We start from the raw sequence: 11,955 nt of genomic DNA on the forward strand, positions 1-11,955 counted from the left end.
CTGCTTTGGATTGGCGAACCCGCTTGGGTTTGCTGGACAGCCTTCCTTACCGGCTATAGATAGCCTTATTGAGCGGTCGATCTCACTATCGTGAGGTCGACCGTTTCCTGTTGTCTGCTGCCCTGTGCCAAGGATCACTTGGATGTCGGGGTGTCGTCTGGTGTCGCTAGATGCCCGGTTGTCAGCAGTGGCAGACCAAGTGCGTGCAAGGGTGAACGGTTGAAATGAGCAGCGTAAACGAAATCCGGTCGGCATTTCTGTCTTACTTTGAAAAGCATGGCCATGCGGTCCTGCCATCCTCGCCGCTTGTTCCACGCAATGACCCAACGCTGATGTTCACCAATGCGGGCATGGTGCAGTTCAAGAACGTTTTTACCGGACTTGAAACGCGCGATCCGCCGCGCGCCGCGACGTCGCAAAAGTGTGTGCGCGCCGGTGGCAAGCACAATGATCTGGACAATGTCGGTTACACGGCGCGCCACCACACCTTCTTTGAGATGCTCGGCAACTTTTCCTTTGGAGACTATTTCAAGGAAGAGGCGATCCACCACTCTTGGAACCTCGTTACCAAGGACTTCGACATCAATCCCGACAAGCTTCTGGTCACGGTCTACGCCAGTGATGACGAAGCGTTCGATCTCTGGAGCAAAATCGCCGGATTGCCGGATGAGAAGATCATTCGCATCGGTACCTCCGACAATTTCTGGGCCATGGGCGATACCGGCCCGTGCGGACCGTGCTCGGAGATTTTCTACGATCATGGCGATCATATCCCAGGCGGTCCTCCCGGCTCGCCGGATGAAGATGGCGATCGGTTCATCGAAATCTGGAACCTTGTGTTCATGCAGTATGAACAGGTCGATGCTGACAATCGGGTTGCGTTGCCCAAACCATCGATCGATACCGGCATGGGGCTGGAGCGCCTGGCGGCGCTGCTTCAGGGCAAACACGACAATTACGACACAGATCTCTTTCAGTCTTTGATCGCGGCGTCGGTAGATCTGACGGGTGTGGCCGCGGAGGGTGATGCGCAGGCAAGCCACCGTGTGATTGCCGACCATTTGCGCGCGACCAGCTTTTTGATCGCTGATGGTGTTCTGCCGTCGAATGAAGGTCGTGGCTACGTGCTGCGCCGGATCATGCGCCGCGCCATGCGCCATGCCCATCTGCTCGGGGCCAAAGACCCGGTACTGCACCGTTTGGTCTCCGCGCTTATCCGCGAAATGGGCGAAGCCTATCCGGAACTGGGCCGTGCCCGGGCGTTGATTTCTGAGACGCTGGAGCTTGAAGAGAACCGCTTCAAAAAGATGCTCGATCGCGGACTTGGTCTGCTTGATGATGCCTCCAAAGGGTTGGGCGAGGGCGACACCTTTGATGGCGACGTGGCGTTCAAGCTTTACGACACCTATGGCTTCCCGCTCGATCTGACCCAGGATGCGCTGCGCTCTCGGTCCATTGCCGTCGATACAGACGCCTTCGATGCCGCGATGGAACGCCAGCGCGTCGACGCGCGGGCGGCCTGGGCAGGGTCCGGCGACACAGGCACCGACACCGTCTGGTTCGCGGTGCGTGATGCCCATGGGGCGAGCGAGTTCTTGGGCTACGACACGCTCGTGGCCGAAGGCGTCGTCGTTGCTGCCGTCAAGGACGGCGCAGAGGTAGAGGTTCTGCGGCCGGGCGAGGAGGGCGCGGTCGTCGTCAATCAGACACCGTTCTACGCCGAATCCGGTGGCCAGCAGGGTGATCAAGGCACAATCAAGCAGGGTGATGCGACCTTCATGGTGCGCGATACGGTGAAGCGTGCCGATGGTGTGTTCGTTCATCTCGGCACCGTTTCAGGCGCGCCGCTGAGTGTCGGCGAGCCAGTTGACCTGGCCGTCGACGGTGCGCGACGCCAGGCGATCCGGTCCAACCATTCGGCAACTCATCTGCTGCACGAGGCGCTGCGCGAAACCTTAGGCGATCACGTCGCCCAGAAGGGCTCGCTTGTGGCGCCGGATCGCCTGCGGTTCGACTTCTCGCATCCCAAGCCGATCGAGACCGATCAGCTTGCCAAAATCGAAGACATTTCCAACGCCGTGATCCTTCAGGACAGCCCGGTGGAAACGCGTCTGATGGACGTCGATAGCGCCATTGAATCCGGCGCGCGGGCCCTGTTCGGCGAGAAGTATGGTGACGAGGTTCGTGTCGTCTCCATGGGTGACAGGCCCGATGGCTCGACCTTCTCGGTGGAGCTTTGCGGCGGCACGCATGTGGGCCGCACCGGCGAAATCGGCCTGGTGCGGGTCGTGTCTGAAGGTGCGGTGTCCGCCGGCGTGCGCCGAGTTGAAGCGCTGACGGGCGAGGCGGCGCGCAGCTATCTCTCAGAACAAGATACACGTGTCAAAGCCATTGCCGGTCGCTTGAAGGTGACGCCTGACCAGGCGCTCGAGCGCGTTGATGCTCTGATGGAAGAGCGGCGCAGGCTGGAGCGCGAAGTTACGGAGCTCAAAAAACAGGTTGCGCTTGGAGGTCGCGGACAACAAGCCTCCGCCAAGGAAGAGGTTGGCGGCGTCGCATTTGAGGGACGCGTTCTGGACGGCGTTAGCCCGAAGGACCTGAAGGGCATTGCCGACGAAATGAAGCGCGAGCTTGGTTCGGGCGTCGTCGCTTTGGTTGCAACCGGTGAGGGCAAGGCCGCTATCGTCGTGGGCGTCACCGATGACCTCACTAGCAACCACAGCGCGGTCGATCTCGTGCGTGCCGGTTCAGCTGCGTTGGGTGGCAAGGGCGGCGGCGGCAGGCCCGACATGGCGCAGGCTGGCGGGCCAGACGCAACCAAAGCATCCGATGCCATCGATGCCGTGAAGATAGCTTTGGCCGGCTAGCCACACCAACATCAAGTCAGCAAGATTTGTCCGCTCAAGGCGTGGTTGTGTTCAACCGTCGCGCGATGGTTGGGTCCTGTCAGATGCACCCATCAGCGGCAGTGTTCCTGCTGGATGGATCGAACTCGTTATGACCGAAGCCAAACGGCCCGAAGCTGACTTATGCTTGGCCAACATGCCGGGGGATTGGTCTGCCTATGAAGAGCGCATTGCGCGCGTCACGGCCTATATCCACGCCCATATGGATGAACCACTTGACCTCGATCGGCTTGCCGAAGTGGCGTGTCTGTCGCGGTTTCATTGGCATCGTATTTATCGTGCGATCCAAGGCGAGACGGTGGCCCAGACGCTGAAACGCGTACGCATTTCGCGGGCGGGCTTTGATTTGGCCGAAGGAACATTGCCACTGGCAGCCGTTGCGCGGCGCTGCGGCTATCCCAATCTGCGATCGTTTTCGCGGGCGTTCACCGACATCTATGGTGTGACGCCGTCGGCCTATCGCGCCTCAGGTGGGCATAGCCGTTATCGCAAACCCGAAACAACGGTGAACAACACAATGTATGACGTAGAAATCCAAACCCTGCCTGAACGCCCGATTGTTGGCCTACTCCACAAGGGGTCGTATCAGAAGATCGGCGAAAGCTTTGAGAAGCTTGTCAGCCTTGGCAGTACGCGTGGACTGATGCCGCATGTGCGCGGCATGGTCGGTGTCTATTATGATGACCCGATGGCCACACCAGAGGTTGAACTGCGATCGCACGCCGCTTTCATCGTTCAGGATTCCGAGTTGGCCTCCGCGCCGTTGGAGCCAGGCGTTCTGACCTACGGAACTTATGCCGTTCTGACCTTGAAGGGTCCCTATTCGGATCTGCCAGCGGCCTATGACTGGATGTATTCGGTCTGGCTGCGCGAAAACGAGAAGACCGTGCGCGCCGTACCGCCCTATGAGAACTATCTGAACAATCCGCGTGAGGTCGCGGCCAATGATCTGCTGACGGAGATTTGCGTGCCCGTCGCGGCCTAGGAAAAGAAAAGCCCGCCATCGTGATGATGGCGGGCTTTCGGTTTTCTCGCCCGGCGCTCTGTGCAGCGGCACGACCGCTTGGGCGCCTTAATTAGCCGTTATTTCCTTCGGCTACGCTCCGGTCCTTCGGACCGACCGCTTTAGCCAATTGCCTTCTGCAGATTTTCGTCGATCTTGGCCAAGAAGCTCTGCGTGGTGTGCCAGGTCTGGTCGGGGCCGATCAGGATCGCGAGATCCTTGGTCATGTCACCGGCTTCCACTGTCTCAATGCAAACCCGCTCCAGCGTGTTGGCGAAATCGACCAGCGCCTGGTTTTCATCCAGCTTGCCGCGATGGGCGAGGCCGCGTGTCCAGGCAAAGATGGACGCGATCGGGTTAGTCGACGTTTCCTTACCCTGCTGGTGCATGCGGTAATGGCGGGTCACAGTGCCGTGTGCTGCTTCGGCTTCTGCCGTTTTACCATCAGGCGACATAAGCACCGACGTCATCAGGCCAAGCGAGCCAAAGCCCTGTGCCACCGTGTCGGATTGCACATCGCCATCATAGTTCTTACAGGCCCACACATAACCGCCGGACCATTTCATGGCGGCAGCCACCATGTCGTCGATCAGACGGTGTTCATAGGTGATGCCGGCCTCTTTGAACTTGTCGGCGAACTCGGCATCAAAGATTTCCTGGAAGATGTCTTTGAAGCGACCATCATATTTCTTCATGATGGTGTTCTTGGTGGACAGGTAGACGGGGTATCCGCGGTTGAGCCCATAGTTCATGGATGCGCGGGCGAAATCCTTGATGGACTCGTCCAGATTGTACATCCCCATGGCGACGCCGGCTTCAGGGAACTTGAAGATTTCCTCTTCAATCACCGTACCGTCATCGCCGACGAATTTCATGGTCAGCGTGCCTTTGCCAGGCACGATGATGTCGGTGGCGCGGTACTGATCACCGAAAGCGTGGCGGCCAATCACTATGGGCTGCGTCCAGCCCGGTACCAGCCGTGGCACGTTTTGCATGATGATTGGCTCGCGGAAAACAACGCCGCCCAAAATGTTGCGGATCGTGCCGTTGGGCGAACGGTACATGCGCTTTAGGTTGAATTCCTCAACGCGCGCCTCGTCGGGCGTGATCGTGGCGCATTTGACACCCACACCATGCTCTTTGATCGCATTGGCGGCATCAACGGTGATTTGATCGTCGGTGCGGTCACGCTCTTCGATGCCGAGATCGTAATAGTGCAGGTCGATATCGAGATAGGGGTGGATCAGCTTGTCCTTGATGAACTGCCAGATGATCCGTGTCATCTCATCGCCGTCGAGTTCGACAACGGGATTGGCAACCTTGATCTTCGCCATGAAAGGTCCTCGTGTTGGTGAGCGCTTGCGCGCTGTAGGTGTGTATGGAAATTGGGAGGCACTGGTGATGTGTCTGCGCGGGCTATAGCAAAGGCCAAGACCGGCTTCAAACCGGCCGAAGGGTGAAGAAGCTTTCCCTTATCCTGCGACAGCCTGCTGAAAGTTTTGGAGTTTTCGTGAGCCGATTTGGACCTATGGCGGATACGGGCGATCTTGGCCGCCTTAGCGTGAAGCCGCCGGTTGCGATCCTGGTGGAGCCGCAAATGGGCGAGAACATTGGGATGGTTGCCCGCGCGATGGCCAATTTCGGTTGGCGGCGCCTGCGCATTGTCAATCCGCGAGACGGTTGGCCAAACGAGCGCGCCATCGCAACGGCCAGCGGCGGCAAGCATGTTGTCGATGCTGCCGAATTGTTCGACACCCTGGAGGAGGCGCTGGCCGATCTGTCGCTCGTTTTCGCAACATCGGCGCGCAAGCATGATTTGGCCAAAACGGTCGTCGGACCGGAAAATGCCGGCAAGCGTAGCGTTATCGCCTCTTCTGAGGGTTTGCGTGTTGGCTATGTTTTTGGCCGCGAGGCCTGGGGCCTTACCAACGACGAAGTCGCTCTGTGCGATGATGTTTTGACGCTGCCGGTCGATCCGGACTGCGCGTCACTCAATATCGCCCAGGCGGCCATAGTTTGTGCCTATGAATGGCGTCGTCATGCGTTGCAGCGCGATGGTGCCGAGCATGAGGAAGACAGCCTTCCGATCGCGACGCCGGAACGCTCGCCCGTGGCCAACAAGGGTGCCATGCAGGGGCTTTTTGATCATCTTGAGGGTCTGCTGGACTCGTCCGGCTTCTTCCGTCCCCCCGAGAAGCGCGCTGGGATGATCCACAATCTACGTACGCTGTTTCAACGAGCCCGGCTGAATGAACAGGAGGTGCGGACCTTGCGCGGCGTGTTTTCCTCCCTTGATCGCGCTCACGAGCGTAACCGCGAAGATCGCTAATGGACTTGCACCCTGACGTTGCGGTAACGCAGCGGGGTTGAGCCTTTTGGCGAACCGGCGTAGGCGGAAACGGGGCGGACAATATGAATGGAATAAGTGATGAGTGATGCGGCTTGGTATTATGCCGTCGGCAGTGAACAGCGTGGTCCGGTCAGCACCGATGATGTTGCGCTGTTGATCGGGCGTGGCGAGATCGGTCCCGATACGTTGGTGTGGCGGGAAGGCATGAGCGAATGGGGCGCGGCGCGGGCCAGCCTGCCAGGTTCTATGGTTCCACAAAGCTGGGTCGATGGCCTTTCGGCATCGCCATCGGCGCCGCGGCCGCCACAATTGGGCGGACAAGCGCCGGAGTCATCTGGTTCAGATGGTTTCGGTGATCCAGGGTATGGCGGCGGCGCCACCTATCATCCAACCCAATTTGCCGATGTCATTCGCACTGTTTTCGGCCGCTATGTCCAATTTCGCGGTCGGGCCCGACGATCGGAATATTGGTACTGGATCTTGTTCATTGTGCTTGTCAGCATCGCATTGGCGATTGTTGACGGCTTCATTTTCGGGTTCGATGAAAACGATGCGGCCATTCTTGGTCCGCTCTTCAGCCTTGGTACCTTCCTGCCCTCATTGGCGGTGGGGTTTCGGCGGATGCACGATCTTGGCCGGACGGCGTGGTGGTTGTTGATCGGTTTCATTCCGATCATCGGCACGCTGATCCTGATCTATTGGTTCGCGCAGCGCGGTGATGAGGGCGATAACCAGTACGGGCCTGCTTGACGGGCGAGCCCGATGGCCCTAGAGAACCGCTGAAGTTCTGGGGGCGTTCGCGCTCCCATTGCTTTTCCCGTGTCCCGTGGATTGTGTAGTGGCGAAATCGCTGGCGTCACAATCCTGTCGTTTGTCTCGTTCGAGGCGAAAGAGGAGGGCGCGCGTAACCTCACCTTTTGAAAGGATACCGCGATGTCAAAACGCGACAGTGTGAAGTACAAAATTGATCGCCGCATGGGCGAAAACATTTGGGGCCGCCCAAAAAGCCCCGTCAATCGCCGCGAATACGGGCCTGGCCAGCATGGTCAAGGACGCCGCGGCAAACTCTCCGATTTCGGCATTCAGCTGCGCGCCAAGCAGAAGCTGAAAGGCTATTACGGCTCCATCATGGAGAAGCAGTTCCGCAAGATTTACGACCAGGCGTCCAAAATGAAGGGCGACACGTCGGAAAACCTGATTGGTTTGCTTGAGCGTCGTTTGGACACCATCGTCTACCGCGCGAAATTTGTGCCGACGGTTTTTGCGGCACGCCAGTTCGTCAATCACGGCCATGTGCTAGTGAATGGCAAGCGGGTGAACATCCCATCCTATCGTGTGAAAATCGGCGATGTCGTTGAAGTGCGTGAGCGCTCGCGTCAACTGGCCATCGTGCTTGAAGCGGTTGGCTTGGATGAGCGCGATGTGCCCGACTATGTCGATGCTGATCACGGCAAGCTGACGGCCAGCCTGACCCGCGTTCCCACGCTGACCGATGTGCCTTACCCGGTCGCGATGGAGCCGAACTTGGTGGTCGAATTCTACTCGCGCTAAGCGCGAACCCCATTGGTTTGGAATTTCAAAGGCCGCCTTCGGGCGGCCTTTTTGTTTGCCGCCAACTGGTTTAGGGCAGGGCCATGGCCTTCAAACATATGGCTTTGGCGCTTCTGGTTGCCGCGATCTGGGGCATCGCTTTCACCGTCATCCGCATCGGACTGGATGTGGTGTCGCCGCTGCTCCTAACCGCCTTGCGGTTCGCCTTTGCTGCCATCCCGCTGATCTTTTTTCTCAAGCCGCCCGACGCGCCTTGGCGGATCGTTGCCGCCTATGGGTTGCTTCAGGGTGCGGTCATGTTCGGTCTTGTCTTTTATGCGATCGCCATTGGCATGCCGGCGGGCCTCGCCTCGCTGGTTGTCCAATGTCAGGTGTTTTTCACCGTCGCGCTGGCTGTGGTGTTTGATGGCGAACGCCCGCAGCGCCATCATCTGCTTGCCGGCAGCATCGCGGCGATCGGCATCGGTGTGATCGCGCTTGCCAAGACCGGCGGTCAAGACGTGCCGCTCTGGCCGTTGATCTTGACGCTCCTGGGGGCTCTGGCCTGGGGTATGGCCAATATCGTTTCAAGGCGAGCCAAGACTGCTGACCCAGTCTCCTTCATCGTCTGGTCGAGCGCGGCTGCCCCTCCGGTTTTGATTCTTGGCAGCCTCGTGTTTGAGCCTGGTGCGCTGGTTGGAATCGCCAGGCTGAATGCCGATGAACTCTGGACGCTTTCCTGGGCGACGTTCGTGCTGGCGATTCCCACCACGGTGCTGGCGTTTGCGATTTGGGTCTGGCTCCTGCGCACCTATCAGGCAGCCATTGTCATGCCGTTCGCTCTGCTTGTCCCACTATTCGGCTTTGGCGGTGCAGCAATTTTCCTGGGCGAGCGCTGGAGCCTTGGCGTCGGTGTCGGTGCGATCTTGGTCCTCGCCGGCCTAGCGATCAACATACTTGGCGACCGACGGCTCGCGGCGGCATCCGTACCAAAATCCTGAGCCCCATTGCAGCTTTCTCTCCTCTCAGGGGTTGAACCCTGGAAGCGGCACCATAAGTGCACGGCTTAACAAAGTGAGAGGTGCTAACATGGCCGAGACGGTCTTTCTGACCGGCGCATCCGGTTTCATTGCCAAGCATATCATCGTGCAATTGCTCAACGCCGGTTACCAGGTGCGCGGATCGGTGCGTTCGCTCTCGCGTGGAGACGAGATTGTCAGCGCTGTGACACCCCATCTGGACGATGCCAACAAGTTGGACGAACGGCTTTCGTTTGTAGCGTTGGATCTCAGCAAAGATGAAGGCTGGAATGGCGTGATGGATGGGTGTTCGGCGTTGCTGCACACCGCGTCACCCTTTCCGTTGCAACAGCCGGACAATGAAGAAGAGATCATTCGGCCAGCGGTGAATGGGACTGAACGCGCGCTGAAGGCGGCGCAAGCGTCCGGTATCGAACGCGTCGTTGTCACATCCTCCGCCGTCGCTGTGATGCACAGCGACTTGCCGAAGGGGCGAACCGTCTATGACGAGGCCGATTGGTCCGAAGATTTCTATCCAACGCAGAACGCGTATGGCCGCTCCAAGACGCACGCGGAAAAAGCAGCTTGGGCCTTTGTTGCCAATGAAGCATCGACGATCAAGCTAACAACGATCAACCCTGTTCTGGCGCTGGGCCCTGCGCTCGATGGCAATTACGGCACGTCGCTTCAGGTGGTTGAACGGGTTTTTTCTGGCAAGGACCCGATGCAACCGCGTTTTGGCCTGCCCATTGTCGATGTGCGCGATGTGGCTGCGATGCACGTCAAAGCGCTTTCCACACCCCAGAGCGAGGGCCAACGTATCCTGGCCAGCGAGAGCTTCTTGTGGCTCAAAGATGTGGCAGAAATCTTGAGGCAGGCCTATCCCGACCGCGGGATTAAAGCCCGCGAAGCGCCGGACTTTCTGATCAAGATGATGGCGTTGTTTGACAGCAATATCAAATCGATCATTCCGCAACTTGGCGTGCCGAAAAACGTGTCCAATCAACGTGCACGCGATGTGCTCGGCATTGATTTCATTCCGGCGCGTGACGCCGTTCTGGCATCGGCAGAAAGCATCAAGCGGTTTGCCACCTAGCTGACGCGCAGGACCTCAAGTTTTTGAATTTGCTGGCCGTCCTCGGCGAAATTGCCGGGGTCGAGCCAGGCTTCCAATGCCGCTTTGCGGCTTGGCCATTCATTGTCGAGCATGGAGTACCATGCCGTATCGCGATTTTCGCCATGGACCACCATGTCCTGGCGGAACGTGCCTTCGAACGTGAATCCAAGGCGGACGGCGGCTTTGTGGGACGGTGCGTTGTCGTCGTTGAGCTTCCACTCATAACGACGGTAGCCAAGGTCGTCGAACACATGCTTGGCGAGCAGGTAGTGCGCTTCGGTCGCCAGCGGCGAGCGCGCCATGGCATCGCCATGGGCCACCGCGCCAATTTCCACCGAGCCTTGGTCAGGGCGCATGCGCATGTAGCTGGCCATCCCGCGCACGATGTTCCAATGGGCATCGCGCATGACCATGGTGTGCCATTCGCCCTGCTTGGCTTGATAGGTTTGGCCGAAATGATCAGCGTCGCGATAAGGCGCATCGGGGAAGAAGCAGATACGCTCGTTGGCGCTCATGGCGCCCCCAAGAGCCTGCCAAATGTCGTGGGCGTGGGTGTCTGCGCTGAACGCTTCAAGCACCACAGTCCGCCCTTCCAGGCGATCAGGACGAGGGGGTGCGCAACCTTGCCATTTGGACAGATCGGTCATGGGCAATGGGTCATTGGCTAGGTGGCGTTTTTCAGCGCTTCTTCTTCGCGCACGGGATCGATCGCGGCCCAGCCAAACTCCAGAAACGGCAGGGTGGTGTGGGTCAACTCCAATAGCGCGTCGGCAATCTTTGGCGTTGTGATGTCTTTGCTGTCGATCTCGCGAACAAAGTGGTGGTTCTTCAGGCGCACCAGCTTTTGCAGTGCTTCATCATCGAGCTTTTCAAACCCGCGGGGATTGCGTTTCAAGCTTTCGGAATAGTCGAACTCCAGGCCTTGGCTTCTGAACCCATCCAGCATGGTTTGAAGCTTTGCATGGTTGGCGACGATCGCCGCGCGCATGGCGGCCAACTCAGCGCTGTTCAGCCCATAAAACCCGGTGGCGACGAAAGAGCGCTCGTTGGACATGTGCACGTAGGCAAAGCCCTGGTCTTTCTTGGTGCCCGTGCGCGTTAGCAATGCGCTGGCGTGCGTGTTGTATGGGTCTTTGTTCTTGGAAAAGCGCACGTCGCGGTTGACGCGGTAGAGCGAGGTTTTACGCGTGCCGCGCAGTGGGAGTCCTTCAGCTTCCATGCGCGCAGAGACATGCTCAATGAGATCGCCGAGCGGCGTTTTGACGTCGCTCTCGTAGAGCGCCTTGTTTTCCTTGAACCAGTCTCGGTCTTGATGAAAGCCGAGCGCCTTCAAAAAGGGCAGGGCCTTTTTGCCCATACCCTTGAAGGGAGGAATGTCGGCCAAGGTTTAGGCGCTTTCGGCGTTCTTCACCGCGATGCCCTTGTCGGTCATCATCTGTTGTAGTTCGCCAGCCTGAAACATCTCGCGGATGATATCGCAGCCGCCAACAAATTCGCCCTTAATGTAAAGCTGCGGGATGGTCGGCCAGTTGGAGTAGGTCTTGATGCCTTCGCGGATGTCCATGTCTTCCAGAACATTCACATCCTGATAGTCCGCACCGACATAGTCGAGAATCTGCACGACCTGGCCAGAGAATCCGCACTGCGGAAACTGTTTGGTGCCTTTCATGAACAGCACGACATCGTTGGATTTCACGGCATTGTCGATGGTTGTGGCGGCGTCGGTCATCGGATTGTCCTCGAATGTGTGGGCGAACGCTGTTTAGGCGCGAGTTTTGTCAGGCATCTGTCGTGGGCGCGGAGGTCTGCAGGGCAAGCGCGTGCAGCACGCCGCCCATGTTTCCTTTGAGCGCATCATAAACCATTTGGTGCTGCTGAACACGGGACTTGCCTCGGAATGCCTCAGACACCACGACAGCGGCATAATGATCGCCATCGCCGGCCAAATCGCGGATTTCTACATGCGCGTCTGGCAGGGCTTCGAGGATCATCTTTTCGATGTCAGCGGCATTCATCGGCATGGAGAGCGG

General features: G+C 58.6%; 12 protein-coding genes. 7 read left to right on the forward strand and 5 right to left on the reverse strand.

What is annotated here, in order from left to right:
* Positions 1-224: 224 nt before the first annotated feature.
* On the forward strand, positions 225-2,867 hold the full coding sequence (gene alaS, locus JJ917_02915; GenBank protein MBO6697763.1) for an alanine--tRNA ligase: 2,643 nt from the start codon (positions 225-227) through the stop codon (positions 2,865-2,867).
* A 130-nt stretch (positions 2,868-2,997) separates the two neighbouring features.
* Positions 2,998-3,891 (forward strand): AraC family transcriptional regulator, encoded by an 894-nt coding sequence (locus JJ917_02920; protein ID MBO6697764.1) that lies wholly within the window; start codon positions 2,998-3,000, stop codon positions 3,889-3,891.
* Between the two features lie 140 nt (positions 3,892-4,031).
* On the opposite strand, the gene JJ917_02925 is transcribed toward JJ917_02920, so the two are convergent.
* Positions 4,032-5,243: an NADP-dependent isocitrate dehydrogenase gene (locus tag JJ917_02925; GenBank protein ID MBO6697765.1), complete on the reverse strand. Its 1,212-nt coding sequence runs from the start codon at positions 5,241-5,243 to the stop codon at positions 4,032-4,034.
* 194 nt (positions 5,244-5,437) lie between these two features.
* Here JJ917_02925 and JJ917_02930 point away from each other — a divergent pair, with 194 nt between their 5' ends.
* The 5 genes from JJ917_02930 (at position 5,438) to JJ917_02950 (ending at position 9,904) form a co-directional block, all read left to right on the forward strand.
* Entirely contained in the window at positions 5,438-6,238 is an 801-nt protein-coding gene (locus JJ917_02930) for an RNA methyltransferase (GenBank protein ID MBO6697766.1), read from the forward strand.
* 99 nt (positions 6,239-6,337) lie between these two features.
* A complete protein-coding gene (locus JJ917_02935; GenBank protein MBO6697767.1) occupies positions 6,338-7,009 on the forward strand; it encodes a DUF805 domain-containing protein in 672 nt (223 codons plus the stop codon).
* Between the two features lie 183 nt (positions 7,010-7,192).
* Positions 7,193-7,810: a 30S ribosomal protein S4 gene (rpsD, locus tag JJ917_02940; GenBank protein MBO6697768.1), complete on the forward strand. Its 618-nt coding sequence runs from the start codon at positions 7,193-7,195 to the stop codon at positions 7,808-7,810.
* An 83-nt stretch (positions 7,811-7,893) separates the two neighbouring features.
* Positions 7,894-8,790 carry an EamA family transporter gene (locus JJ917_02945; protein MBO6697769.1) on the forward strand — a complete coding sequence of 299 codons (897 nt, stop codon included), beginning with the start codon at positions 7,894-7,896 and terminating at the stop codon, positions 8,788-8,790.
* 88 nt (positions 8,791-8,878) lie between these two features.
* Positions 8,879-9,904 (forward strand): NAD-dependent epimerase/dehydratase family protein, encoded by a 1,026-nt coding sequence (locus tag JJ917_02950; GenBank protein ID MBO6697770.1) that lies wholly within the window; start codon positions 8,879-8,881, stop codon positions 9,902-9,904.
* Here JJ917_02950 and JJ917_02955 read toward each other — a convergent pair.
* From JJ917_02955 to JJ917_02970, 4 genes are read right to left on the reverse strand one after another with little or no spacing between them, the layout of a single operon-like run.
* Complete coding sequence (locus tag JJ917_02955) at positions 9,901-10,572, reverse strand: GNAT family N-acetyltransferase (GenBank protein ID MBO6697771.1); 672 nt, start codon at positions 10,570-10,572, stop codon at positions 9,901-9,903. The genes JJ917_02950 and JJ917_02955 overlap by 4 nt on opposite strands.
* 17 nt (positions 10,573-10,589) lie before the next feature.
* Positions 10,590-11,309 (reverse strand): TIGR02453 family protein, encoded by a 720-nt coding sequence (locus JJ917_02960; protein ID MBO6697772.1) that lies wholly within the window; start codon positions 11,307-11,309, stop codon positions 10,590-10,592.
* Positions 11,310-11,312: 3 nt separating this feature from the next.
* Positions 11,313-11,654: a Grx4 family monothiol glutaredoxin gene (gene grxD, locus JJ917_02965; protein ID MBO6697773.1), complete on the reverse strand. Its 342-nt coding sequence runs from the start codon at positions 11,652-11,654 to the stop codon at positions 11,313-11,315.
* 49 nt (positions 11,655-11,703) lie between these two features.
* Positions 11,704-11,946 carry a BolA family transcriptional regulator gene (locus tag JJ917_02970; GenBank protein ID MBO6697774.1) on the reverse strand — a complete coding sequence of 81 codons (243 nt, stop codon included), beginning with the start codon at positions 11,944-11,946 and terminating at the stop codon, positions 11,704-11,706.
* Positions 11,947-11,955 lie beyond the last annotated feature (9 nt).

The organism is Hyphomicrobiales bacterium, assembly GCA_017642935.1.
Classification (GTDB): domain Bacteria; phylum Pseudomonadota; class Alphaproteobacteria; order Rhizobiales; family MH13; genus MH13.